The organism is Acidovorax sp. FG48 (assembly GCF_057809085.1).
Genome location: NZ_JBMDJH010000019.1, coordinates 77,959 through 102,530, shown reverse-complemented (window position 1 = coordinate 102,530; position 24,572 = coordinate 77,959). Strand labels below are relative to the sequence as shown.

The 24,572-nt window shown below is 66.1% G+C and carries 19 protein-coding genes; 8 read left to right on the top strand and 11 right to left on the bottom strand.

Annotated elements, in window-relative coordinates; all coding sequences use genetic code 11:
* Positions 1-116: 116 nt before the first annotated feature.
* The 4 genes from ACODSU_RS20915 to ACODSU_RS20900 all read right to left on the bottom strand — a co-directional run bounded on the left by ACODSU_RS20915 (position 117) and on the right by ACODSU_RS20900 (position 7,408).
* Positions 117-1,400 carry an O-acetylhomoserine aminocarboxypropyltransferase/cysteine synthase family protein gene (locus tag ACODSU_RS20915; protein ID WP_488844483.1) on the bottom strand — a complete coding sequence of 428 codons (1,284 nt, stop codon included), beginning with the start codon at positions 1,398-1,400 and terminating at the stop codon, positions 117-119.
* Between the two features lie 170 nt (positions 1,401-1,570).
* A complete protein-coding gene (locus ACODSU_RS20910) occupies positions 1,571-4,276 on the bottom strand; it encodes a cation-translocating P-type ATPase (protein ID WP_488844481.1) in 2,706 nt (901 codons plus the stop codon).
* Positions 4,266-5,324 (bottom strand): sodium:calcium antiporter, encoded by a 1,059-nt coding sequence (locus ACODSU_RS20905; RefSeq protein WP_488844479.1) that lies wholly within the window; start codon positions 5,322-5,324, stop codon positions 4,266-4,268. Before ACODSU_RS20905 ends, ACODSU_RS20910 begins: the two co-directional genes overlap by 11 nt.
* Before the next feature lie 80 nt (positions 5,325-5,404).
* Complete coding sequence (locus tag ACODSU_RS20900; protein ID WP_488844477.1) at positions 5,405-7,408, bottom strand: peptidase U32 family protein; 2,004 nt, start codon at positions 7,406-7,408, stop codon at positions 5,405-5,407.
* Between the two features lie 196 nt (positions 7,409-7,604).
* Between ACODSU_RS20900 and ACODSU_RS20895 the strand changes: the two genes are divergently transcribed.
* From ACODSU_RS20895 to ACODSU_RS20880, 4 genes are all read left to right on the top strand, one after another.
* A complete protein-coding gene (locus ACODSU_RS20895; protein ID WP_488844475.1) occupies positions 7,605-8,759 on the top strand; it encodes a branched-chain amino acid ABC transporter substrate-binding protein in 1,155 nt (384 codons plus the stop codon).
* Between the two features lie 152 nt (positions 8,760-8,911).
* The gene (locus ACODSU_RS20890; RefSeq protein ID WP_488844473.1) at positions 8,912-9,163 is read left to right on the top strand and encodes a hypothetical protein; all 252 of its coding nucleotides are present in this window, start codon (positions 8,912-8,914) and stop codon (positions 9,161-9,163) included.
* 58 nt (positions 9,164-9,221) lie between these two features.
* The gene (gene tadA, locus ACODSU_RS20885) at positions 9,222-10,613 is read left to right on the top strand and encodes a tRNA adenosine(34) deaminase TadA (protein ID WP_488844472.1); all 1,392 of its coding nucleotides are present in this window, start codon (positions 9,222-9,224) and stop codon (positions 10,611-10,613) included.
* Between the two features lie 84 nt (positions 10,614-10,697).
* On the top strand, positions 10,698-11,681 hold the full coding sequence (locus tag ACODSU_RS20880; RefSeq protein WP_488844470.1) for an LD-carboxypeptidase: 984 nt from the start codon (positions 10,698-10,700) through the stop codon (positions 11,679-11,681).
* 85 nt (positions 11,682-11,766) lie between these two features.
* Here ACODSU_RS20880 and ACODSU_RS20875 read toward each other — a convergent pair whose 3' ends face one another.
* A complete protein-coding gene (locus tag ACODSU_RS20875) occupies positions 11,767-12,126 on the bottom strand; it encodes a hypothetical protein (protein ID WP_060985201.1) in 360 nt (119 codons plus the stop codon).
* A 391-nt stretch (positions 12,127-12,517) separates the two neighbouring features.
* Here ACODSU_RS20875 and ACODSU_RS20870 point away from each other — a divergent pair, with 391 nt between their 5' ends.
* The 3 genes from ACODSU_RS20870 to ACODSU_RS20860 all read left to right on the top strand — a co-directional run bounded on the left by ACODSU_RS20870 (position 12,518) and on the right by ACODSU_RS20860 (position 17,145).
* A complete protein-coding gene (locus ACODSU_RS20870) occupies positions 12,518-13,447 on the top strand; it encodes an adenylate/guanylate cyclase domain-containing protein (protein ID WP_203422184.1) in 930 nt (309 codons plus the stop codon).
* A gap of 114 nt (positions 13,448-13,561) precedes the next feature.
* Entirely contained in the window at positions 13,562-16,114 is a 2,553-nt protein-coding gene (locus ACODSU_RS20865) for a penicillin acylase family protein (protein ID WP_488844467.1), read from the top strand.
* A gap of 17 nt (positions 16,115-16,131) precedes the next feature.
* Entirely contained in the window at positions 16,132-17,145 is a 1,014-nt protein-coding gene (locus ACODSU_RS20860; protein ID WP_488844465.1) for an asparaginase, read from the top strand.
* A gap of 97 nt (positions 17,146-17,242) precedes the next feature.
* Here the strand turns inward: ACODSU_RS20860 and ACODSU_RS20855 are convergent, their stop codons facing one another.
* A complete protein-coding gene (locus ACODSU_RS20855; protein ID WP_488844463.1) occupies positions 17,243-17,860 on the bottom strand; it encodes a hypothetical protein in 618 nt (205 codons plus the stop codon).
* Positions 17,861-18,062: 202 nt separating this feature from the next.
* On the opposite strand from ACODSU_RS20855, the gene ACODSU_RS20850 reads away from it, so the two are divergent.
* Positions 18,063-18,791, top strand: a complete 729-nt coding sequence (locus ACODSU_RS20850) for a hypothetical protein (protein WP_488844461.1) — start codon at positions 18,063-18,065, stop codon at positions 18,789-18,791.
* Positions 18,792-18,827: 36 nt separating this feature from the next.
* Here ACODSU_RS20850 and ACODSU_RS20845 read toward each other — a convergent pair whose 3' ends face one another.
* The 5 genes from ACODSU_RS20845 to ACODSU_RS20825 form a co-directional block, all read right to left on the bottom strand.
* The gene (locus ACODSU_RS20845; protein ID WP_015013745.1) at positions 18,828-20,102 is read right to left on the bottom strand and encodes an acyl-CoA dehydrogenase family protein; all 1,275 of its coding nucleotides are present in this window, start codon (positions 20,100-20,102) and stop codon (positions 18,828-18,830) included.
* A gap of 53 nt (positions 20,103-20,155) precedes the next feature.
* Complete coding sequence (locus ACODSU_RS20840) at positions 20,156-21,241, bottom strand: phosphotransferase (protein ID WP_488844459.1); 1,086 nt, start codon at positions 21,239-21,241, stop codon at positions 20,156-20,158.
* 44 nt (positions 21,242-21,285) lie between these two features.
* Positions 21,286-22,005: a Crp/Fnr family transcriptional regulator gene (locus tag ACODSU_RS20835; protein ID WP_015013747.1), complete on the bottom strand. Its 720-nt coding sequence runs from the start codon at positions 22,003-22,005 to the stop codon at positions 21,286-21,288.
* Between the two features lie 226 nt (positions 22,006-22,231).
* Entirely contained in the window at positions 22,232-23,011 is a 780-nt protein-coding gene (locus ACODSU_RS20830; protein WP_488844456.1) for an oxepin-CoA hydrolase, alternative type, read from the bottom strand.
* Between the two features lie 36 nt (positions 23,012-23,047).
* The gene (locus tag ACODSU_RS20825; RefSeq protein WP_309823584.1) at positions 23,048-24,571 is read right to left on the bottom strand and encodes a 3-hydroxyacyl-CoA dehydrogenase; all 1,524 of its coding nucleotides are present in this window, start codon (positions 24,569-24,571) and stop codon (positions 23,048-23,050) included.
* Position 24,572 lies beyond the last annotated feature (1 nt).

Below are 24,572 nucleotides of genomic sequence, written 5' to 3'. Positions count from 1 at the left end.
AAAGTGACCCCACTTACACTGGGGACTGGCGCACTTCGTTGTTGAAACCGCCGCCTCAAAAGTACGGTGACAGGTGCTTGGCCATGCGCTTGTGGGAACGCATGGCCATTCGCACATCACACCTTGTCGAGTGCCTGCGCCAGGTCCGCCCGCAGGTCGTCGATGTGCTCGATGCCGACCGACAGGCGCACCATGCCTTCGCTCACGCCCGCCTTGGCCAGCTCTTCAGGATTGAGCTGGCGATGGGTGGTGGACGCTGGGTGGGTGGCCAGCGACTTCGCATCGCCGATGTTCACGAGGCGCGTGAAGAGCTGCAGCGCATCGAGGAAACGGGCGCCTGCCGCACGTGGATCGGCGTCGCTGTTCTTCACGCCAAAGCTCAGGATGCCTGACGCCTTGCCGCCTGACTGGCGCTGCACCAGCGCGTGGTCCGGGTGGTCGGGCAGACCGGCGTAGCGCACCCATTCGACCTTGGGGTGGCTTTGCAGGTACTGGGCAATGGCCAGCGTGTTGTCGCAGATACGGTCCATGCGCAGCGCCAGGGTTTCGATGCCTTGCAGGATCAGGAAGGCATTGAGCGGCGCCAGCGCCGCACCCGTGTTGCGCAGCGGCACCACGCGTGCACGGCCGATGAAGGCGGCGGGGCCCAGCGCCTCGGTGTAGACCACGCCGTGGTAGCTCACGTCGGGCTCGTTCAGGCGCGGGAAGCGTGTCTTGTGCTGCGCCCACGGGAATTTGCCACTGTCCACAATCGCGCCGCCCACGCTGTTGCCGTGGCCGCCCAGGTACTTGGTGAGCGAGTGCACCACGATGTCGGCGCCGTGCTCGATGGGGCGCAGCAGGTAGGGGCTGGGCACGGTGTTATCCACGATCAGCGGCACGCCGTGGTCATGCGCCACCTTGGCGATGGCCGCGATGTCGGTCACGTTGCCCAGCGGGTTGCCGATGGACTCGATGAAGATCGCCTTGGTGCGCGCATCGATGTGCTGCGCAAAGCTGGCCGGGTCACGCGGGTCGGCAAAGCGGGTGGTGATGCCCTGCTGGGGCAGCGTGTGGGCAAACAGGTTGTAGGTGCCGCCATACAGCGTGCTGGCTGACACGATGTTGTCGCCCGCCTCGGCAATGGTCTGGATGGCGTAGGTGATGGCTGCCATGCCCGAGGCCACGGCCAGCGCGGCGATGCCGCCTTCGAGCGCCGCGACGCGCTTTTCGAGCACGTCGGTCGTCGGGTTCATGATGCGGGTGTAGATGTTGCCCGGCACCTTCAGGTCGAACAGGTCGGCGCCATGTTGGGCGCTGTCAAATGCATAGGCTACCGTCTGGTAGATGGGCACGGCCACGGCCTTGGTGGTGGGGTCGGGGCTGTAGCCTGCGTGGACGGCCAGGGTCTCGATTTTCATGCAGCTTGTCTCTTTCGTTGAAGGGAAGGGAGTTGGGGCAACCGGCCTCCACCCATGCTGGGGCGGAGCCGAATGTGCCGATGGCGCGGGCCATTCTGGCACCGCTGGCCCACGGCGTCATCGAATCGTTGGCTATGTGCTTATGACGTTCTTGCGTGCCGGGAGTGCCCTCAGGTCGCAGGCTCGTCCAGGGCGCTGTCGCTGGACTCTGGCGTGGTGCGCCGCTGTGGGTGGCTGCGTCGCCAGGCCTTCTCGATCTCGACCACCACCAGCACCACCAGCGCGGCGCCGATGCACAGCGCCAGCTCGCCCAGGCTCAGCGGCTCGGTGCGGAAGATGGGGTTGAGCCAGGGCACATAGATGGTGGCCATCTGCAGCGCAAAGGTGAGCAGCACGGCACCCAGCAGCGGGCGGTTGCTCAGCAGGCCCAGGCGCCAGATGGGTTCGGATTCGGAGCGAATGGCGATCACATGCGCCATCTGCGCCAGCGTGAGCACGGTGAACACCATGGTCTGCCAGTGTGTGTGGCCGGTGTGCAGGGCCCAGGCCTGCACCGCCAGGCACAGCCCGCCGATGAGCAGGCCCACACCCAGGATGTGCTGCCACATGCCGTGGGCAAACAGGCTTTCGCGCGGCGCGCGGGGCGGGCGCTGCATGATGCCGCGCTCGGCCGGTTCGGCCGCCAGCGCCAGGCCGGGCAGGCCGTCTGTGACGAGGTTGACCCACAGGATGTGGATGGGCAGCAAAGGGATGGGCAACAGCAACAGCGGCGCCAGGAAGATGGTCCAGATCTCGCCCGAGTTGCCCGTCATCGCGTAGCGCACAAACTTGCGGATGTTGTCGTAGATGCGGCGGCCCTCACGCACCGCTGCGACGATGGTGGCGAAGTTGTCGTCCAGCAGCACCAGGCTGGACGCCTCGCGCGCCACGTCGGTGCCGCCCTGGCCCATGGCCACGCCGATGTCGGCGCGCTTGAGCGCCGGGGCATCGTTCACGCCATCGCCCGTCATGGCCACGAAGTGGCCCTGGGCCTGCAGCGCTTCGACGATGCGGATCTTCTGCGCCGGGTCCACGCGGGCGTAGACCTGCACCTGCTCCACGCGGGCGCGCAGGGCAGCATCGTCCAGTGTGGCCAGGTCGGCGCCGGTAAGCACCGGGGCATCGCTGCTCTTCACAATGCCCAGGCGGTGCGCAATCGCGCGCGCAGTCGCAGGATGGTCGCCTGTGATCATGACCGGAGTGATGCCCGCGCTGATGCAGTCGCGCACTGCGGCCTGGGCCTCGGCGCGGGGTGGGTCGATGAGGGCGATCAGGCCCAGCAGCTCCAGCTCGTTTTCTACTGCGTCGATGTCGTTGGTGTCGGGCAGGCGGGCGTGGCTGCGGCGGGCGAGGGCCAGCACCCGCAGGCCCTGGGCGGCGAGTTGCTGGGCGGTGGCGAGGACCTTGGCGGTGTCGAGCGCGGCAGCGCCTTCAGGCGTCCAGTGGGCGGTGCAGCGGGGCAGCACGGATTCGGGCGCGCCTTTGGTGTAGGCCACAAAGCCTGCGGCCGCGCGGTGGAAGGTCGTCATGCGCTTGCGGTCGGAGTCAAACGGTTGCTCCTGCACGCGGGGGCTGGCGGCGTCGAGTTGGGCCTTGTCCAGCCCGCCCGCGTGGGCGGCCAGCACCAGCGCGGTTTCGGTGGGGTCGCCCAGCCACTGGGTGCCTGACGGACCCTCTTCGGCCTTTGCCTGTAGCGTGGCGTCGTTGCACAGCGCGGCAGCGCGCAGGGCCTCGGCGTGGGCGGGGCCGGGCAGGGGGTCGCCGGGCACCCAACGCACGCCGTGGGCCAGCAGCAGCTCGGCGTGCATGCGGTTTTGGGTCAGGGTGCCGGTCTTGTCCGAGCAGATGGTGGTGACCGAGCCCAGAGTCTCCACCGACGGCAGGCGCCGCACCAGCGCATGCACGGCCACCATGCGGCGCGCGCCCAGGGCCAGCAGCACCGTGACTACGGTGGGCAGGGCCTCGGGGATGGCGGCCACGGCCAGGCTGATGGCGGTGAGCGCCATGAGCAGCGGCGCCTCGCCACGCAGCACCCCCACCACAAAGATCACCGCGCAGATGCCCAATACCGCAATCGCCAGGCGCTTGCCAAACGCGGCCAGGCGCAGTTGCAGCGGTGTGCTGCGGTCGCCGGTGTCGAGCAGCGTGGCCACCTTGCCCAGCTCGGTGTGCATGCCGGTGGCTACGACCAACCCGCGCGCCCGGCCATGGGTAGCCGTGGTGCCCTTGAAGGCCATGTTGGTACGGTCGCCCAGCGCGCCCACGTCTTCGGCCGCCAGGGCCTCGGTCTGCTTGGCCACGGTGACGGACTCGCCCGTGAGGGCCGATTCATCCACCTGCAGCTGTGCAATCTCGATGAGCCGCAGGTCGGCCGGGATCTGGTTGCCAGCCTCCAGCAGCACGATGTCGCCGGGCACCAGCTCAGTAGCGGGCAGGACCTGTACCATGCCGCCGCGCAGCACGGTGGCGTGCGCCGCCGCCAGTTGCCGCAATGCAGCCATGGCGTGGTCGGCGCGCCAAGCCTGCACAAAGCCGATGACGGCGTTGAGCACCACGATGACGAGGATCACCAGCGTGTCGGTGACCTCACCCACCAGCCCCGAGATGACGGCCGCGCCCAGCAGCACCAGCACCATGAAGTCTTTGAACTGGTCGGTCAGCAGACGCCACCAGGGGCGGTCTTGCGATACGGCCAACTCGTTGGCGCCGTGGGTGGCGCTGCGGCGCAGGGCTTCGTCGGCATGCAGACCCTCGTTCAGATCAACGGAGTGCTCGCGTGCAACGTCCTGAGCTTCGCGCAGGTGCGGGTGGTGGTGTTTTACGGCATCAGCTTCCATGCAGAAAGACCACGTAAGTGTTGATCAGGTACACCGCCGCCATCCCGATGCTGACCATGCCCACGGCACGCAGCACGCGGCTGCGCGGGCGAAAGAACAGACCCACCACTGCCAGCCCGGTCATCACCACGGCCGATGCGGCGGTGATGGCATGCACCGGCGACACCTGGGCCAGCAGATCACCGGGGCGGTAGAACAGGTCGTCAATGGCCACGATGGCCACGTTGAACAGGTTGCTGCCCAGCAGGTTGCCAATGGCCATGTCCAACGCTCCGAGGCGCAGGGCGGACAAGGTGACCGCCAGTTCAGGCAAGGTGGTGACCAAGGCCACAAACAGGCTGCCCACAAAGCTGCGGTTCCAGCCCATGGTGGTGGCCAGGTTGGCGGCCAAAAAGGGCAGCCACATGCCCGCCCCCACCACGATGGCCGCGGCGATGGAAAAGCGCACGACCGCTTGCCGGAGGCTGGGCAAAGACCTTGGCGCTTCTTTGGTGGAGGGGGGCAAGTCTGCCTGTGGTGCGGCGGGGTGGTTTCGTTCGTACGCAAAGACGGTTCGCATCGCTACCAGATACAGCAGCAGGATGACGGGCGTGAGCAGACCCACCCCGTGCTGAGAGGCGTTGCCAAGGCTGGTGGAGGTGTTGGCCACGGTGCCCAGCTGACCCATCAGCAGCCCCAGCAGCAAAAAGCCGAGCAGCACCACGCCAAATGCGCCTGCCAGCACATGGCCATGGGCGGCGCGCGTCCATACCGGTGCGGGTCGGTGCAGCAGGTCGATCACTACCAGAAACACCAGGTTGAGCACGCAGCTGCCCAAAGCGTTGCCCACGGCGAGATTGGGGGTGTTGGCGATGGTGACGCTGGTGATGCCGGTGGCGAGTTCAGGAAGCGATGTCACGCTGGCCACCAAGGTCAGACCGATCCAGCTGCCCGACAGCCCAGTGCGCAGGGCAATGGCATCGCCATGGCGTGACAGTTGATAGCCCGCAGCGCCAATCAGCACTGCGCAGGCCGCAAATTGCAGCCACACGAGCAATGTGGCCGTCATGGTGCCCGCCCCCTGGGCGGATATGAAAACGTGTCAGTGTGCATGAGGCAGTGCAGGTAAGCATGCCGCATGCAGGTGCATCAATGTGCTTTGTGCGGCCGGGCTTTGTAGAACTGGAGCGGGGCTTCTGGCACCTGGTTCAGCACCTGGCGCTTGATCTTGCCCACCACGTGCATTTCACAGGGCTTGCAGTCAAAGCGCAAGGTCAGCTTTTCCTTGCCGTTGATCAACATCAAGGGTTCGGCCTTGATGGTGCCCTGCACGCCCGTCACGCCCTTGGCCTGCTTGGGGCACAGGCTCATGGAAAAGCGCACGCAGTGCTTGGTGATCATGAGGCTGACTTCGCCTTCTTCTTCATGCGCCTCGTAGGCCGCAGCGATCACCTTCACGCCGTGGCGCACGTAAAAATCGTGGGCCTTGTGGTTGAACACATTGCCCAGGAAGGAGAGCGTGTCCTCAGGGTAGGGCACAGGCGGCTCCACCGGTGTCGCACGCGGCAGGCGGGCAAAGTTGCGGGCCCGGTTGGCTTCCAGGTCGGCCACGGCATCGCGGCGCAGGGCGTTGAGCACCGAGGCGGGCACAAACCACGGCTGCGAGAGCTGCAGCGCAATGTCGTGCACCGCAAACACCGTGGCGCCAAAGCGGCCCAGTTGCTCGCGCAGGCTGGCTTCGGCCTTGGCCGCATCGGTGGCGGGTTGGTGAGGCTGCTGCACGTCGGCACTGCCCACGTTGCCATCCTCGTCCGTCAGCATCAGGCTGAAGCCGGTGGGCGTTTCGCTCAGGTGCGCCCACAGGCCGATGCGGCGGTCGCTGGATTTTTTCTCCAGCGTGCGCACCCAGTCCATGTCGCGGTTGCGGTTGACTTCGGTGCCCTTGCGCAGGTCCTTGAAGCCTTCCATAGGGTCCTTGGGGTACACGCGCCACTGGCCCACGGACCGTGCCGACACCGGCTCGGCCACGTTGATGGCCATGCCCACCAGCTCCTTGTGCAGGTCGTAGTAGCACAGGCCATCGCCGTTGTGCAGCACGGTGGCGGGGTCGCTCATTTCCAGCTCCACATAGTCGGGGCCCACCTTGGTCACCCAGCCGATGGCCTGGCCGGGGTTCTTGGGGGTGTCGAAGGCGCCGATGTCTTCCTTGCGGCCGGTGACAAAGTAGTCGGTGAACTCGCGGTTGAAGTTTTGCAGCGGGTCGGGTTTGAATGTGAAAGTGGTGCGCCCGCTGGACGAGCGCGACAGCGGGCGGCCCTGCGCTTCGCGCTCTTCGATGATTTCGTCCAGCAGCGTGCGGTAGTGGGCCGTGATGTTCTTCACATAGCCCATGTCCTTGTAGCGCCCTTCGATCTTGAAGCTGCGCACGCCCGCGTCGATGAGGGCGCGCAGGTTGTCGCTCTGGTTGTTGTCCTTCATGCTCAGCACGTGCTTGTCGTGCGCGATGAAGCGGCCCTGTGCGTCCGTCACCTGGTAGGGCAGGCGGCAGGCCTGGCTGCAGTCGCCCCGGTTGGCGCTGCGGCCCGTTTGCGCATGGCTGATGTTGCACTGGCCGCTGTAGGCCACACACAGCGCTCCGTGGATGAAGAATTCAATGTTGGCGCGGCCGGGGGCATCCACCGGGCCCAGCGCCTTGTGCACGGCGGCAATCTGCTGCACCGTGAGCTCGCGCGCCAGCACGATTTGCGACAGGCCTGCGTCTTGCAGAAAACGCGCCTTTTCAGGCGTGCGGATGTCGGTTTGGGTGCTGGCGTGCAGCTGGATGGGGGGCAGGTCGATTTCGAGCAGGCCCATGTCCTGGATGATCAATGCATCCGCGCCCGCCTCGTACACCTGCCAGGCCATCTGGCGCGCGGCTTCCAGCTCATCGTCGCGCAGGATGGTGTTGAGTGTGATGAAGATGCGGCTGTTGAAGCGGTGCGCGTGCTTGACCAGGCGCTCGATGTCCCGGATGTCGTTGCCCGCGCTGGCCCGGGCGCCGAAGGCCGGGCCGCCGATGTAGACGGCATCGGCGCCGTGGTTGATGGCTTCGATGCCAATGTCTGCGTCGCGCGCAGGCGAGAGCAGTTCGAGCTGGTGGGGCAGGAGGGACATGGGGCGTGATTATCCCAGCGTGCCTTGCCGGGCGGTGGGCGCCGGACTCATTAGCGTGGTTAATGCCGGAGCAAATTACTAAGTTTGCTTAGTAATTTTCCAGAAATGAGGGTTCGGGTGGCTACGATGCAGGGTTTGTTGTGTACAAGTTCGGTGCACAACAGGATGCTTTGACCGACCCAGGAGACTTTGTACTGTGCTGCGCCCCGTTTTCGCTTCTTCGCCCCTGTTCCGTATTTCTGCCCTGACCGCCCTTGCGCTGGCGGCCAACCTGGCCTCCGCCCAGGACGTGCAAACCGTCAAGATCGGCCACGCAGGCCCGGTGTCGGGCGGCATTGCCCACATCGGCAAGGACACGGAAAACGGCGTGCGTCTGGCCATTGACGACCTGAACGCCCAGAACCTCGTCATCGGCGGCAAGAAGATCAAGTTTGAAATCGCGGCCGAAGACGACGCGGGCGACCCACGCCAGGCCACCGCCGTGGCGCAGAAGCTGTGCGACCAGAAGGTGGCAGGCGTGGTGGGCCACCTGCAGTCGGGCACGTCCATTCCTGCGTCGGCCGTCTACGCCAAGTGCGACCTGCCCCACATCACGGCCTCGGCCTCCAACCCCGACTTGACCAAGCCCGGCCACAAGACCACCTTCCGCCTCATCGCCAACGACAACGCGCTGGGCGCTGCGCTGGCGCTGTTTGGCGCGGACCACCTCAAGCTCAAGAACGTGGCCATCATCGACGACCGCACGGCCTACGGCCAGGGCGTGGCCTCGGTCTTCAAGGCCACGGCGCAACAAAAGGGCCTGAAGGTGGTGGCCGAGGAGTTCACCAACGACAAGGCCACCGACTTCATGGCCATCCTCACCGCCATCAAGAACAAAAAGCCCGACGCGATCTTCTACGGCGGCCTGGACGCGCAGGCGGGCCCCATGCTGCGCCAGATGGAGCAGCTGGGCCTGGGCAACGTGAAGTTCTTTGGCGGCGATGCCCTGTGCACCGAGAAACTGCCCGAACTGTCGGGCAAGACGCCCGCGCTGAAAAACGTGACCTGCGCCACGGGCGGCGCCTCGGTGGACAAGATGCAAGGCGGCTCGGACTGGAAGAAGCGCTACGACGCCAAGTTCCCCGGCCAGTTCCAGATCTACAGCCCCTACGCCTATGACGCTGCCATGGTGTTGGCCGACGCGATGAAGCGCGCCAACTCGGTGGACCCCAAGGTGTTCACGCCTTTCCTGGCCAAGACCGAATACAAGGGCGTGACCGCCAACATCGCCTTCACCGCCAAGGGCGAGCTGACGACGCCCGCCGTGACGCTCTATACCTTCAAGGACGGCAGCCGCGTGGCGTTGAACTGAGGCCGTTGGCTTCGGCGGCTCGACCGACTCTTGCCCCAGCGGCCGCTTTGTGCGGCCGTTTTTGCATTCGGCGTTCATGCAGCGTTTGGCTTTACAGTCAGGCCCCATCGCAAGAACCCGCGGGCCGCCGGTGCCCGCCAAGGAGCCCAGGTATGCGCGCACTGTTTGGATTGGTTGGACTGGTGGTGGTGCTGGCCATCGTGGGCCTGCTGGCCAAGAAGCAACTCGCGGCCACGCGTGCCCCCGTGCCTGCGCTACAGACCGCCACGGGTGCGGCGGCCCCTGCTTCGGCACCCAGCGGCACGGTGCGTGAGCAGAGCCAGCAGGTGCAGCAACAGGTCAAGCAGCAGGTGGAAGGCCTGATGCAACAGGCACGCCCCATGCCCGAAGACGAGAAAAAGTGAGCCAGATTGCTTCTAAGCGCTCATATTTCAAGCCTTGGCTGCTATTGAAAATATAGTAATGAAGATGGCCGACGACGCGCACTGGATGCGACTGGCCCTGGCCGAGGCGCAAGCCGCAGCCAGCGCGGGCGAGGTGCCTGTGGGCGCCATCGTGGTCAAGGACGGCCAGGTCATCGCCACTGGCCGCAATGCCCCGGTGCAAGACCATGACCCCACGGCCCATGCTGAGATCGCGGCCCTGCGCGCTGCGGCCCAGCGCCTAGGCAACTACCGGCTTGACGGCTGCAGCCTGTATGTGACGCTGGAGCCCTGCGCCATGTGCAGTGGCGCCATGCTGCACGCGCGGCTGGCGCGGGTGGTGTATGGCGCGCCGGAGCCCAAGACCGGGGCGGCAGGCTCGGTGCTCAACCTGTTTGGGCATGCCGAGATCAACCACCAGACCGAGGTGCAGGGCGGAGTGCTGGCCGAAGAATGTGGTGGCCTGCTGAGCCACTTTTTTGCGCAGCGCCGCCGTCAGCAGCGCGCCGAGGCATTGGCCCGCCACCCCCTGCGTGACGACGCCCTGCGAACGCCCGATGCGGCGTTTGCCCACCTCCCTGGCTACCCCTGGGCTCCCCACTACCTCAGCGACCTGCCGAGTCTGGCGGGCCTGCGTCTGCACTACCTGGATGAAGGCCCGCGCGATGCCCGCCGCACCTGGCTGTGCCTGCATGGGAACCCGGCCTGGAGCTACCTCTATCGCCGCATGCTGCCCGCCTTTCTGGCTGTGGGCGACCGCGTGGTGGCGCCCGACCTGATCGGCTTTGGCAAAAGCGACAAGCCCAAGAAGGAGGGGGCGCACCAGTTCGAATGGCACCGCCAGGTGCTGCTGGAGCTGGTCGAGCGGCTGGATCTGCGCAATGTCGTGCTGGTGGTGCAGGACTGGGGCGGCATCCTGGGCCTCACGCTGCCCATGGCGATGCCTGATCGGTTTGGCGGCCTGCTGGTGATGAACACGCTGCTGGCCACGGGCGACGCGCCGTTGCCGCAGGGCTTTGTGGACTGGCGCGCGATGTGCCGCGACAAGCCTCTGTACGGGGTGGGGCGCCTGTTGGCACGCGGCAATCCGCACCTCAGCCCTGCTGAGTGCGCGGCCTACGATGCACCTTTCCCCGACAAGGGTTACCGTGCCGCGCTGCGGGCGTTTCCCGAACGTGTCCCCGCCGCTTTGGACGACGCCGGCGCGGCGCTATCGCGTGCAGCCCGCGATTTCTGGCACCACCAGTGGCAAGGCCGCAGCCTGATGGTGGTGGGTGCGCAAGACCCGGTGCTGGGGTTGCCCACCATGCGGGCGCTGCAACACCACATCCGTGGATGCCCCGAGCCGGTGGTGCTGCCCCATGCGGGCCACTTTGTTCAGGAGCATGGCGAGGCCATCGCCGCACAGGCTGTGGAATACTTCAGCCATTGATGTGTCCGCTGCCGCCGCCTGACTGCATGGGGCGCCGGGCATTCCCCCTGTTTACGGAGCAGACCCCATCGGGGCCTGAGCGCTTTGCACGACCACCATCACGACCACTCCCAGTGCGACCACGACCACGGTCCCAAGCACATCTACATTTATTCGCCTTCCAGCGCTGTGCGCGACAAGCCGGCCTTCAAGCGGGGCATTGCCCGGCTCAAGGCCCAGGGCCATGAGGTGGAGGTGGATGTGGACGCGCTGGCCACGCACACGCGTTTTGCGGGTGACGACGCCACCCGGCTGGCTGCCATCCACCGTGCAGCGGCCAGCGGCGCCGATGTGGCGCTGATCTCGCGCGGGGGCTATGGCCTCACGCGCATCCTGCCGGGCATCCGCTACAAGGCGGTGGCCAAGGCCATCGAAAAGGGTACGCACTTTGTGGGCGTGAGCGACTTCACCGCCTTCCAGCTCGCCGTGCTAGCCAGAACCGGGGCCACCACCTGGGCGGGGCCCTCACTGGGGGCCGATTTCGGGGTGGAGGGCGAGCCCGACGACATCATGGAAGCCTGCTTTGACGACCTGCTGACCGGTCACGGCGAGGGTACCGGCTGGCGCATGCACAAGGAAAAGCCCCATGCCACCACTGGCAAGCCGGCTGTGCCCAACGTGTATGTGAAAAGCGCCACCCTGTGGGGCGGCAACCTCGCAGTGCTGGCATCGCTGGTGGGTACGCCGTATTTCCCGCAGGTGAAGGGCGGAGTGCTGTTTGTAGAGGATGTGCACGAGCATCCCTACCGCATTGAACGCATGCTGACCCAGCTGCTGCACGCCGGTGTGCTGGCCCAGCAAAAGGCCGTGGTGCTGGGCCAGTTCACCAATTTCAAGCTGGCGCCGCACGACAAGGGCTACAAGCTGCAGTCGGTGGTGGACTGGCTGCGCACCCAGATCAAGGCCCCCGTGCTGACCAACCTGCCGTTCGGGCATGTCGAGACCAAGGTGTTGCTGCCCGTGGGCGCTACGGTGTCGTTGTCAGTGGAAGAGCGGGATGCGCTGATCTATTGGGGGCACCAGCACTGAGGGGGTAGGGCCTCCGCTGGGGCGGCCCTGACCGTGGTGCCAAACGTGAACGGGCCCAGACGCTCAGGGCCGCAATTTCAGAATGTCAGAGGTGCGCGCGGGGTGCGTGCGGCATTTGCGGCACCCGCAGCGACAGGGGCAACTGTCCCTGGAACATCGGCGTGATCCGGTCCAGCACCGTCTGCGCGATGGCCTCGCCGCGCAGCAGGGTGAGTGTGTCGAGCAAATCGCTGCGCAGGTACCACAGCGCTTCAATATCGCCCGCGTAGCGCAGGCGCATGTTCATGCGCGCCACTTCGCACCCGGTCAGCCCCATCAGGCTGTGCAGCATGGCACGCCGCACCTCTTCCAGACCCTGGTCGCGCACCCACGCCGTCGAAGACGGCTTGTCACGGCCCAGCAGGTCGTGCAGGTTGTTGCGGAGATTGGGCTTGTTCCAGCGCATATGCGGAGGGAAGTGCGGTTTTTGTAACAGGGTCGATCAAAGTAAGCGGGACTCAGGATTGACGCAAGGGTGGCGCTCCTGTTTTTGCATAAAGACAACACGATGCCCCGGTTTGTTGCGAACTTTTACGCATTCCGCACGAATGTTCGCGGGGTCCAAGTGTGGCTGGGGCGGCCGAGCCGTTGTGCAGCCAAAGACGAGGGTGGGAGCGCTGGAAGGTGGCCGCTCCGGCGCCCTCATGGAGCGCCTCCGAACCGATGGCCGGGTCGCGGCGGCAGGCCTCTCACGCTTGCAAAGACCCTGGCAAAGGATTGTTGACGCTTTGTTAGGTGCGTCTTCGTTGAGCTTGCACTAAACTGATTCACATGATGTTACTTATCGGCCATCGTTCATGAGTGTGTTGTCGACGGTGGTCTTCGCAGACATCTCGGGCAGCACCTCGTTGTATGAAACGCTGGGCAACGAGCGTGCCACCGAGGCAGTGACCCAGGTCACGCAGTGGATCAGTGACACCATCGAGGCGCATGCGGGCCGCGTCGTCAAAAAGCTGGGCGACGGGGTGCTGTGCGTGTTTGGTGACGCGGCCAGTGCCGTCACCGCCACCACCCACATGCTGCGCCAGCACCAGACGCGTCTGGACCGGTGGCCGCAGCCGTTGCGCATGGACATCCGTGTGGGGGTGGCCAGTGGCGAGGTGGTGGATGTGGACGGCGACTGCTATGGCGATGCCGTCAATGTGGCCTCCCGCCTGTGTGAGCGCGCGGGCCCGGCTGAAATCTGGGCCACCGAGACAGCGGTGCTGCTGGCAGGGGCGGCGGCCGATGTGTGGTACCGCAAGCTCGGCCTGATGGAGATCCGTGGCAAGGCCGAGTTGCAGATGCTTTACCAGGTGGAATGGCGCGAGAACGAAGAGCCTGACTCACTCACCATGCAGGCGGCGCTGGTCAGCAGTTTTGCGCCGGCCGATTCCATCCTGGGGCAGATCCAGTTTTCCTGGCATGGCGTGGACATGTCGTTCACCTCGTCGGACGCGCCCGTGCATGTGGGGCGTGCCACCCATGCCCAGCTGTGCATCAACGACCCCCGCGTCTCACGACTGCATGCGCGCATCGACTGGCGCAACAGCGGCTTTGTGCTGACCGACATGAGCAGCTTTGGCACCTGGGTGCGGTTTGACGGCAGCGACTCGCCCGTGCGGCTGCGCCGCGATGCCTGCATCCTGCATGGCACGGGGCAGATTGCGCTGGGGGTTCCTTTCACCGAGTCCAGTGCCCCGGTCATGAACTTTCAGGTGTCCGGCACCAGCGTTCATCTGGGCTGAGGCCTTGGGCCGGGGCCGCTGGCTGTTGCTGTGCGGCGGGCTTCTGGTCAGCGTGCAGCCCTTCTCACTTCCCAACCAATACAAACAACCCAGAACAATCAGGAGACACGAGACATGGCGTGGATGAAGCGAACGGCCGTCGGGCTGGTGGTGGCGGCCTTGCTGGCTGGCACGGGGGCTGCCGTGTATGTGCAGCGCAGCTTTGCGACGCTGGATGGCAAGTTGGTCGTGAAGGGCCTGCGCCAGGCCGTACAGGTGCAGCGCGATGGCGCCGATGTGACCCACATCCGCGCGCAGAGCCCGCAGGATGCCTGGTTTGCCATGGGCTACGTGCACGCGCAGGAGCGCACTTGGCAGCTGGAGTTCAACCGCCGCGTGATGCATGGCGAGCTGTCCGAGGTGTTCGGGCCCGCCACGCTGGAGACCGACAAGCTCATGCGCACGCTGGACATCATGGGCACGGCCAAGCGGCAGTACGCAGGCCTGCCGTTGTATGCCCGGGAGGCCCTGCAGGCCTACAGCCAGGGCATCCATGCCTTTCACCGGAACCGCCCCCAGGCGCTGCCGCCGGAGTTCCATATCCTGGGCGTTCAGCCCGGTGGGGCCACCGGTGCCGTGTGGGAGCCTGAAGACAGCGTGGGCTGGGCGCTGATGATGGCGCTGGACCTGGGCGGCAACTGGGGCAACGAGTTTGCGCGGCTGTCCATCGCCAAAACGCTGGATACCGAGCGCCTGTGGCAGCTGATGCCGCCGTACCCGGGCGAGCGCCCCGCAGCCTCGGCCGACCTGGCCGCGTTGTACCGGCAACTGGGGGTGTACCGCGCCACCGATGCCAACGCTTCTGCTGTACCGTCCGCGGCCACAGCGTCGGCCGATCGGGAGGCTGCAACTGCCGCGCTGGGTGAAGGGCCTTTGTCCCGCCAGATCAGTGCCGGCATGCTGGCCTGGGCCGACGAGCTGACCCGCAATGCGGGCACCAACGAGGGCAAGGGCAGCAACAACTGGGTGCTGGCGGGCACCCGCACCGTGAGTGGCAAACCGCTGCTGGCCAACGATCCGCACCTGGGCCTGTCGGCACCCGCCATCTGGTACTTTGCGGGCTTGCAGGCACCGGCAGGCCAGGCGTCTGACGGCACCCCCATGGGCGCCATCGATGCGGTGGGTGCCACCTTGCCCGGCATGCCTTTCGTGGTGCTGGGCCGCACGGACAAAGTGGCCTGGGGCTTTACCAACACGGGCCCGGACGTGCAGGACCTGTACCTGGAGCAGATCAACCCCGCCGACGCGTCGCAGTACCGCACGCCCGAGGGCTGGGCGCCCTTCACGGTGCGTAACGAAACCATCCGCGTGAAAGGGCAGGCCGATGTTGCCCTGAAGGTGCGCAGCACGCGGCACGGCCCCGTGTTGAGCGACGCGCAGAAGTCGCATGCCGACGTGCTGGACCTCGGCAAATACGTGCTGGCGCTGCGCTGGAGCGCGCTCGATGCCGACAACCAGACGGTGCTGGCGGGCCTGCAGACCAACCAGGCGAAATCGGTGGACGCGTTGTTCGCGGCCCTGTCGCACTACCACTCGCCGATGCAGAACGTGGTGGCGGCCGATGACCAGGGCAACATCCGCTTCAAGGCCGCAGGCCGCGCGCCCGTGCGAGACCCTGCCAACGACATCCGGGGCGTGGCGCCGTCACCGGGCTGGGACGCCCGGTACGACTGGAAGGGCTGGCTGCCGTACGACCAGACGCCGGAGGACAACGGAGCCCGGGGCTGGATAGCCACCGCCAACCAGCGGGTGACGGCGCCCGACTATCCCCACTACCTGACCCAAGACTGGGCCTTGCCTTACCGCTACGAACGCATTGCGCAGCTGATAGAGGCCACCGACAAGCACGATGCCGCAAGCATGCAGGCGATCCACCGCGATGTGACCTCACTGGCCACGCGCAAGCTGCTGCCCTACCTCCAGCAGGCCAAGTCATCGCACCCGCTGGCAGCGGCTGCGCAAGAGCAGCTCAAGGGCTTTGACGGCGTGATGGATGCAGGCAAGGCAGCGCCCCTGGTGTTTGCCGCGTGGACCGACGAGTTGGCGCGTGGCCTGATCGTGCCGCGCATCGGCGAGGCGCGGTTCACCGCCACCTATGGCAAACGCGACTACCGGGCCGCGCTGGAGGGCATTCTGGAGCGCAACGACTCCTGGTGGTGCCAGCCTTCCTCGTGCGCAGAGCAGTCGGCCGCAGCCCTGGGCCGTGCGCTCGATCGGCTGCAGGCCGCCTACGGCGCCGATCCCGCGCAATGGCGCTGGGGCGCGGCGCACCCGGCACTCAGCGTGCACCGGCCGTTCGGCAATGTGCCTGCGCTGGCCCGCTTTTTTGACGTGAGCGAACCATCGCATGGCGATTCCTACACGGTCAATGTGGGGCAATACAACGCGGGCGAAGCCAAGGGCCCGTTTGTGAACCGCCATGCCGCATCGCTGCGCGCTGTGTACGACTTGGCCGACCTGGAGCAGTCGCGCTTCATTTATCAGACCGGGCAAAGCGGTCTGGTGTTTTCGCCACGTTACCGCGACATGAGCAGTACCTGGGCGCAGACGGGCTACCGCGCGTTGCAGCGCCAGCCTGCAAGCTGGGCCCATGAGTTGACGCTGGCCCCCGCACCGGCAGCGCCTTAACCACGCTGGAGATCACCATGGGTTTTGTTCCATTGATCGAGGTGACCCGGGGCCACCTCGCCGAATGCCAGCATTGGGGCGCCGTGGCGGTAGCCGACCGCAACGGCCGTGTGCTGGCGCAGGTGGGCGACCCGTACACGGTCACGTTCACGCGCTCCGCCATCAAGGCATTTCAGGCCCTGCCATTCATGCAGTCCGGCGACGCCCAGGCGCTGGGCTGGGGCGCGGATGAACTGGCGCTGCTGTGTGCCAGCCACAACGGCGAGGCCATGCATGTCGAGCAGGTCGAGCGCATGCTGGGCAGTGTGGGGCAGAACTACCGCGCCCTGCGCTGCGGCTGCCACCGGCCGCTGTTTGCCGAGCTGGGGCTGGGTTCGCTGCCAGACGGCTTTGTGCCGGACGAACGCCACAACAACTGCAGCGGCAAACACGCAGGTTTTGTCGCCCATTGCGTGCAGCAGGGCTGGCCACTCGACAACCATCTGGACCCTGCGCACCCGGTGCAGCGGGCGATTCGTGAGCATGTGGCGCAGGCTGTCGGGCTGGAGCCCGAGCAACTGGCCATGGGCATCGATGGATGCTCCGCCCCCAACTACGCCATGCCGCTCGCGCACCTGGCGCGGGGCTATGCGCGCCTGGCGGGTGGGGCGCCCGACACGGATCTGGACCAGAGCCTGACCGCACTGGCCGACGCCATGGTGCAACGCCCGGAGCTGGGCTCCGGCACCGGGCGGCATGATCTGGATTTCATGCGGGCAGGGCGGGGGGACTGGGTCTCGAAGACCGGAGCCGACGGGGTGCAGGTGGTGGGCAGCCGCAGCCGTGGCGAGGCCTTTGCCCTCAAGATCATGGACGGCAACATGGTGGCGCAGGTGGCGGCGGCCGTGGAGGTGATGGACCAGTTGGGATGGCTGGATGCAGCCCAGCAGGAGGCCCTGGCGCCTCGCAGAAACGCCGTCATTCGCAATGCAAAGGGGCTGGCGGTAGGCGGCCGCCGGCCTGTCTTTGGCCTGCAGCGCGCAACAGCTTGAGCCGGGGTGGCATATGCGTGGCTACTGCCGGAAGCGCCAGCGCATGAGCCCAAGCCGTATTGGGCAAGAATATTGAGTCAAATGGGTCGGTAGCGCACTATTCATATGCGCTAGCTGCTTCAAAAAATGTAGCAAAAGGCTCGGTGTCCGGCAGCACGTAGACCACCCCGGGTGCCTGCCCGAACCAAGGCGCGATGAACTGGTCGTAGAACGCGGCAGGTGCGTTCACGCAGCCGTAGCTGATGCGTTTGTCCCGCGCGCCGGGGCTCGCCAGGCGCTGCAGGCGGCGCTCAGCGGCGCTCACGCTGCGCACCCGGTGCAGTGAGACGGCAGCGTCGTAGTCGATCCACACAATGTCGTCACCCTGCAGGTTGCGGCCGGGCTCGGTCACAAAGCGGCCTGCGGGGGTGGTGCGTTCGTGCGGGCGGATGTGGGCCAGGGGCTTGGCCCCGATGCCCGGGGCTGAGCGGTCACCCGCAGCGGCCCCCAGCAGCACGGGCGCGCTGCCCAGCCATTGGGCCTGTGCGGAAAACACGTGGATGCGCGCGGCAGGCTTGTCGATCACGGCAAACGGCAAGCCCTGGTGGTCGGCCGTTGCAGTGGACCAGCGCACCAGCTGGCGCACCCGGGCCGATGCGTCGTCGGGCAGCGCCAGGGCAGTCCCCGGTGCGGCTAGCGCACCAGACAGGGTGATCAGGGCAAGTCTGCGGTCCATGAAGAAGAGTGGTGTGTGGGCTGTTCACTTCGCAGCCATTGACCGCCCCCCAGGCAGTGGTCGCGCCTGCCGCTCCCCACGGCTTATTACGGTCAGGGTGAACAAGCTCACAGAAGGTGTCGGTCCAGTTTGCTGCAGAGGCCAATGCCCCCAATAATGCCCGCATCCGTGACTCCCGCGAAGCCTGGGGCTTCGAATTGCCATGTTTGACCGTCTTCGCAAAGCACTGCATCTGCCCGGCGGCCCGAATGCCGCGCGGCCCGTGTCCAACCAGGAGGTGGTGCGTTGGGCGGCCACCCAGCGCCTGGCGGTGGTGCCGCAGGCGGTGGACGGGCATTTTGACCTGGGGGGCGACCTGAACGGCCACCCGTGGCGGCTGGAATGTGGCAACCCCACGCGCGACTACGTACGCAGCCTGGAGTTGCGGGGGCGCGCCGACCTGGGGGTGGATCCGGACGCGGCGGTGATGGTGCTCAACCGCCCCTTGCAGGAGTCGCTGGAGGGCAATGCCTACAACGCCATCACCGACACCCTGCAGACCACAGTCAATGCCAGCCTGCCCGAGGAAATGCGCTGGCTGGCCATGTTTGAAGAGGTGACTTGGCCGGGGCTGCCGGCCTCGTTCCGCCAGCACTTTGCGGTGGTGGCCGAGCGCATCGAGACCGCACAGCGCTGGATCCATGCGCCGGTGGTGTCCCAGTTGCTCAATATCGTGGAAGGCGAGGGTGGGGCGGTGCGGACGCAGTCGCCGCTGCTGTTGATGCTGGTGCGCGGCAAGGTGTACCTGCGCATGGAGCACACGCAGCGCAGCCTGACGGAGATCGCCCAGGCCACGCAATTGCTGCTGGCGGCTGCCCAAGGGGCATTGCAGAACCTGCCGCCCCCTGCGGCCACAGGCGGGCCGATGGAAGGCGCTGAAGACCCGCAGTAGAGCGTCTGCGGGTCCCGTGCCCTGTGCCGTGGAGCGTCAGCTACCGCGCGTCACCGGCACGGCGGCATCGCGGCCGTAGGTGCCGTACTTGCCCAGCTCCCACTTGGCAATGGCATTGCGGTGCACTTCGTCCGGGCCGTCGGCAAAGCGCAGGGTGCGCGCACCGGCGTAGGCATAGGCTAGCGGAAAGTCGTCAGACATGCCGCCACCGCCGTGCACCTGCATGGCCCAGTCGATGACCTGGCAGGCCATGCTGGGGGCCACCACCTTGATCATGGCGATTTCTGTCTTGGCGACCTTGTTGCCGGCCACGTCCATCAGCCAGGCGGCCTTCAGGGTGAGCAGGCGGGCCATGTCGATCTTGCAGCGGGCCTCGGCAATGCGCTCTTGCGTCACCGTCTGCTGCGCCACGGTCTTGCCGAAGGCCACACGCGAGGACGCGCGTTTGCACATCAGTTCCAGGGCGCGCTCGGCGAGGCCAATGAGGCGCATGCAGTGGTGGATGCGTCCGGGGCCCAGGCGGCCTTGGGCGATCTCGAAGCCACGGCCTTCGCCCAGCAGGATGTTGGAGACGGGCACACGCACGTTCTCGAACGTCATCTCGACGTGGCCGTGCGGCGCATCGTCGTAGCCCAGCACGTTCAGCGGGCGGATGATCTTGATGCCGGGGGTGTCAGCGGGTACCAGCACCATGCTTTGCTGCGAGTGGCGGGGTGCGTCGGGGTCGGTCTTGCCCATGGTGATGAACACGGCGCAGCGGGGGTCGGCGGCGCCGGAGATCCACCACTTGCGGCCGTTGATCACGTACTCGTCGCCCTGGCGCTCGATGCGCGTCTCGATGTTGGTGGCGTCGCTCGATGCCACATCGGGCTCGGTCATGGCGAAGGCCGAGCGGATCTTGCCTTCGAGCAGTGGCTTGAGCCAGCGGGCCTTGTTGGCCTCGTCACCGTAGCGGGCAATGGTTTCCATGTTGCCGGTGTCGGGTGCGGAGCAGTTGAACACCTCGCTGGCCCATGGCACGCGGCCCATGATTTCGGCCAGCGGTGCATATTCCTGGTTGGTGAGACCCGCACCCGAATAGCCCGAGGCTGCAGCGCTGTCGACGGGCAGGAACAGGTTCCACAACCCGGCCGCCTGGGCCTTGGGCTTGAGGTTTTCGATGGTGTTCAGCGCGCTCCAGCGCTTGCCTGCGGCGGTGTTGGCGGCCAGTTCATCCTTGTAAGCGGACTCGTTCGGATAGATGTGGTCATCCATGAACTGGAGCAGCTTGGCCTGCAGTTCCTTGGTTTTGGGCGAGTAGTCAAAGTCCATGGGTTTCTTCTCCGTTGGTAATCGTGGGACGGCGCTGGGGTTGCGTCGTGTGTTCAGCCGCGCTGTGCAAACGACCAGGCCAGCTGGGCCATGGGCCGTGCGGTGTCGCCCGAGGCCTTGGCCTGGGCGCTGGAGGCTGTGCCGGCCTCTACCCGCTTGGCAATGCCCTGCAGAATCGCGGCGATGCGGAACATGTTGTAGGCGAGGTAGAAGTTCCAGTCCGCGCGCAAGGCTTCGGGCGTGGCGATGCCAGTGCGCTCGCAGTAGCGGCGGATGTAGGTGTCTTCGTCGGGAATACCCAGTGCGCCCAGGTCCAGCCCCGCAATGCCACGCCCGAGTGATGCGGGAATGTGCCAGCTCATGCAGTGGTAGCTGAAGTCCGCCAGAGGGTGGCCCAGCGTGGACAGCTCCCAGTCCAGCACGGCAATCACGCGGGGCTCGGTGGGGTGGAACATCAGGTTGTCCAGACGAAAGTCGCCGTGCACGATGGATACGTGACCCTCATCCCGCGCGCTGGCGGGCATGTTGGCGGGCAGCCATTCCATCAGGCGGTCCATCTCTTCGATGGGTTGCGTGATGGACGCCACGTACTGCTTGCTCCAGCGGCCGATCTGGCGGTCAAAGTAATTGCCAGGCTTGCCGTAGTTGGCCAGGCCACGGTCCGCAAACTTCACGGTGTGCAGCGCTGCGATCACCCGGTTCATCTCGTTGTAGATGTCACCGCGTTCAGCAGGCGTCATGCCCGGCAGGGATTGGTCCCACAGCACGCGGCCCTGCATGCACTCCATCACGTAGAAGGCACGCCCGATCACCGACTCGTCCTCGCACAGCACAAACATGCGGGGCACGGGTACGTCGGTGCCGTACAGGCCACTCATTACCGCAAACTCGCGCTCGATGGCATGGGCCGACGGCAGCAGTTTGGCCACGGGCCCGGGCTTGGCGCGCATGACGTAGCTGGCGCCGGGTGTGATGAGCTTGTAGGTGGGGTTGGACTGCCCGCCCTTGAACATCTGCACCGTCAGCGGGCCCGCAAAGCCCTCCATGTTCTTGGAGAGCCATGCGGTCAGTGCTTCGATGTCAAAAGCATGCTGATCAGAAACAGGGCGGGTGCCGACGAAATGGTCAAAGTTGCTCATGGAGGCGGATGAAAGGTCGTGCAGTCAGTGATGGAGTTGTTGGCTCAGTTGTCGGCTTCTGCGATGCGCATGAGGGCTTCGCGGTCACGCACCACCAGGCCGCCCGGCTCGATGCGGATCGCGTCTTCGCGTTCCATGGCCTTGAGCTCCTGGTTCACGCGTTGGCGTGATGCGCCCAGCAGTTGGGCCAGTTCTTCCTGCGCCAGTTGCAGGCTGATGCGCATCTCGCTGCCGTCCGATAGGCTGGGTACCCCATAGCTGCGCACCAGATGCACCAGCTGTTTGGCCAGGCGTGAGCGCAGGGGCAAAGTGTTGAGGTCTTCCACCAGCCCGAACAGCTGGCGAATGCGACGCGCATGCAAGCGCAGCATGGCCTCGTACAGCTCGGTGTGCACGGCCAGGATCTTGCGAAAGTCGGCCTTGGCCACGCACAGGATCGTGGTGTCGCCATGCGCGTAGGCGTCGTGTGTGCGCCGGTCCCCGTCGAAGATCGCCACGTCGCCAAACCAGATGCCCGGCTCCACGTACGTCAGCGTGATCTGCTTGCCCGAGATGGAGGTGGAGCTCACCCTCACCGCACCCCGTGCGCAGGCAATCCACTCCTCGGGTGGATCCCCACGTGCGGCAATGAGGCCGCCGTCCTTGAAGCGTTTGACGTATGCACATCGGAGGATGTCGTGGCGTAGCGAAGGTGAGAGTGATGAAAACCAGCGACCGGAGTTGATCGCTTCACGTTCTTCGATAGTAAGAATCGGGTCGTCCATGGCCTGTCTTTTGGGTGACTAGAAACAGGCCCATTGTCGCGTCAGGGACCTGCGCAATGCGTCAGGGTTGTCACCTGCGTGTCTGCGCGTAAGCGCGCGTTGGCGGGTCACTGCGAGATCACAAACACGTTATGGGGCAATAAAAAACCCCCGGCGCTGGGTGGCAGCGTGCCGGGGGTTGATGTGCCTGTGACGGTGGATCGGCCGAGGCGTTTGAGGCGCAGCGCTATTCGTAGCGCGGCACGCGCTTTTCCAGGAACGCAGAGATGCCTGCGCCGCCATTGGCGTGGTGCAGGTTCTTCACGAAGTGGTCGCGCTCCTGGCCCAGGTGGTGCGTGAGCTGGGCCTGCGGGGCTTCGTTCAGCAGTTCCTTGATGCTGGCCAGCGCATTCGGAGCATGGGCGTTGAGCTGCTCGGCCAGCGCGAGGGCTGTATCGAGTGCGCTGCCTGCTTCGGCAACGCGGTTGACCAGGCCCATTGCATGCAGGCGCTCTGCGCCGATGCGGTCGCCACACATGAGGATTTCGCTGGCCAGCTGGCGCGGCAGCGCCTGGGCCAGGCTCCAGCTGGCGCCGCCATCGGGCGACAGGGCCACATTACTGTAGGCCATCACAAACACGGCATTGCGCGCCGCCACGATGAAGTCGCAGGCCAACGCCAGCGAAAACCCGGCCCCGGCCGCAGCACCTTCCACGGCCGCAATCACCGGCTTGGGATAGGTGCGGATGGTCTCGATCCAGTTGTGCAGGCCTTCGATGCTCTGCGCCTGCACCTCGGGCGGCTGTTGCCGGTTGGCCAGCAGCCGCTGCAGGTTGCCGCCCGAGCAGAACATGCCGTCCGAGCCGGTGATGACCACGCTGCGGATGTCAGGGCTGCTTTCGGCCACACCCAGCGCTTCCACGCCGGCGGCGTACATCACCGGGTCGATAGCGTTGCGCCGCTCGGGGTTGCGGAGGGTCAGGATCAGGGTCTGTCCCTGGCTGGTGCTCTGGAGTTCTGCGGGCATGGCGGTCTTGGGTGAGGTGGCCGTGGTGCTGGGCGATCAGGCTTCTTCGACGTGGCTCAGGCTCAGGCCGATGGCTCCGCGCCGGCGCAACCAGGGGCTGGGGCGGTAGCGCGTGTCGCCGTACACGGTCTGCATGTTGAACAGCACCTCCAGGATGTTGGTGGGGCCCCAGCGGTCGCCCATGGCCAGCGGGCCCAGCGGGTAGCCCAGGCCCAGGGTCACGGCGGTCTCCAGGTCCTTGGGGGTGCAGATGCCTTGCTGGCAGATGTCGCTGGCGATATTGACGATGGTGGCCACCACGCGCTGCGTGACAAAACCGCCGCTGTCACGGATCACGCTGACGGCCTTGCCATCGCGCGCAAACAGCGCATGCGCCGCGTTGCGGATGTCGACGCGTGTGGCGGGGTTGGTGGCCAGCACGCGGCGCTTGGTGGCGGCGTCATCGATCAGCATGTCGATGCCGATGGTGCGGGCCGGGTCCAGCCGCTCCACCACCGCCACGGTGGTCACGTCAAAGCCCAGCGGGGCCACCAGCGTGATGGCCTGGGGGGAGGGCGATTGACCGGTTTCGATGGTGGCCCCCAGGTCCTTGAGCAACTGGTACAGCTCGGCCCGGCGTGCAGCGCGCGGGGACACCCACACCGGCGGAATGTCGTTGACGACGGGGACGGGTGCCTCGGCGGGCACCTGGGCCACGCCGTCCACGTAGCGGTAGAAGCCTTCGCCCACCTTCTTACCCACCACGCCCCCTGCCAAGCGCTGGGCCGTGATCACGCTGGGGCGGAAACGGGGTTCGTCGTAATACTGGCGGTAGATGGATTCCATGACCGGATGCGACACGTCCAGCGCCGTCAGGTCCATCAATTCGAAGGGCCCGAGCTTGAAGCCGACCTGGTCGCGCAGGATGCGGTCGATGGTGGCGAAGTCGGCCACACCTTCGCCCACGATGCGCAGGGCCTCCGTGCCAAAGCCGCGCCCGGCGTGGTTCACGATAAAGCCTGGGGTGTCCTGTGCCTGCACCGGGGTGTGGCCCATGGCCTTGGCATAGGCAGCCAGCGCCGTGCAGATGGAAGGATCGGTCTTGAGGCCCGCAATGACCTCCACCACCTTCATCAGCGGAACGGGGTTGAAGAAGTGGAACCCCGCCAGGCGTTCCGGGCGCTTGAGGGATGCGCCAATCGCCGTCACGGACAGGGAGGATGTGTTGGTCGCCAGCACCGCATCGGCGCGCACCACCCCCTCCAGTTCAACGAAGAGGGCCTGTTTGGCATCCAGCCGCTCCACGATGGCCTCCACCACCAGGTCGCAGGCCGCCAAGTCCGCCACCGTTGTGACGGGGTGCAGCCGTGCAGTCAGCGCGGTGGCTTGGTCAGCTTCGATCCGGCCCTTGGCGACCAGCTTGTTCCATTGTTCCTGCAAGGCGGCCCTGGCGGCGTCGGCGGCCCCGGGGTTGGCGTCCAGCAGAAAAACCTGGCTGCCAGCCTGGGCAGCAATTTGCGCAATGCCCCGGCCCATGGCGCCGGTGCCCACGATGGCGATGTTGGGAAACTGAATTTTCATA

Excerpts from the sequence above, each read along its gene's own strand:
- ACODSU_RS20915 (WP_488844483.1), bottom strand. The coding sequence starts at position 1,400 with ATGAAAATCGAGACCCTGGCCGTCCACGCAGGCTACAGCCCCGACCCC.
- ACODSU_RS20910 (WP_488844481.1), bottom strand. The coding sequence starts at position 4,276 with ATGGAAGCTGATGCCGTAAAACACCACCACCCGCACCTGCGCGAAGCT.
- ACODSU_RS20905 (WP_488844479.1), bottom strand. The coding sequence starts at position 5,324 with ATGACGGCCACATTGCTCGTGTGGCTGCAATTTGCGGCCTGCGCAGTG.
- ACODSU_RS20900 (WP_488844477.1), bottom strand. The coding sequence starts at position 7,408 with ATGTCCCTCCTGCCCCACCAGCTCGAACTGCTCTCGCCTGCGCGCGAC.
- ACODSU_RS20890 (WP_488844473.1), top strand. The coding sequence starts at position 8,912 with ATGCGCGCACTGTTTGGATTGGTTGGACTGGTGGTGGTGCTGGCCATC.
- tadA (WP_488844472.1), top strand. The coding sequence starts at position 9,222 with ATGAAGATGGCCGACGACGCGCACTGGATGCGACTGGCCCTGGCCGAG.
- ACODSU_RS20875 (WP_060985201.1), bottom strand. The coding sequence starts at position 12,126 with ATGCGCTGGAACAAGCCCAATCTCCGCAACAACCTGCACGACCTGCTG.
- ACODSU_RS20870 (WP_203422184.1), top strand. The coding sequence starts at position 12,518 with ATGAGTGTGTTGTCGACGGTGGTCTTCGCAGACATCTCGGGCAGCACC.
- ACODSU_RS20865 (WP_488844467.1), top strand. The coding sequence starts at position 13,562 with ATGGCGTGGATGAAGCGAACGGCCGTCGGGCTGGTGGTGGCGGCCTTG.
- ACODSU_RS20860 (WP_488844465.1), top strand. The coding sequence starts at position 16,132 with ATGGGTTTTGTTCCATTGATCGAGGTGACCCGGGGCCACCTCGCCGAA.
- ACODSU_RS20855 (WP_488844463.1), bottom strand. The coding sequence starts at position 17,860 with ATGGACCGCAGACTTGCCCTGATCACCCTGTCTGGTGCGCTAGCCGCA.
- ACODSU_RS20850 (WP_488844461.1), top strand. The coding sequence starts at position 18,063 with ATGTTTGACCGTCTTCGCAAAGCACTGCATCTGCCCGGCGGCCCGAAT.
- ACODSU_RS20845 (WP_015013745.1), bottom strand. The coding sequence starts at position 20,102 with ATGGACTTTGACTACTCGCCCAAAACCAAGGAACTGCAGGCCAAGCTG.
- ACODSU_RS20840 (WP_488844459.1), bottom strand. The coding sequence starts at position 21,241 with ATGAGCAACTTTGACCATTTCGTCGGCACCCGCCCTGTTTCTGATCAG.
- ACODSU_RS20835 (WP_015013747.1), bottom strand. The coding sequence starts at position 22,005 with ATGGACGACCCGATTCTTACTATCGAAGAACGTGAAGCGATCAACTCC.
- ACODSU_RS20830 (WP_488844456.1), bottom strand. The coding sequence starts at position 23,011 with ATGCCCGCAGAACTCCAGAGCACCAGCCAGGGACAGACCCTGATCCTG.
- ACODSU_RS20825 (WP_309823584.1), bottom strand. The coding sequence starts at position 24,571 with ATGAAAATTCAGTTTCCCAACATCGCCATCGTGGGCACCGGCGCCATG.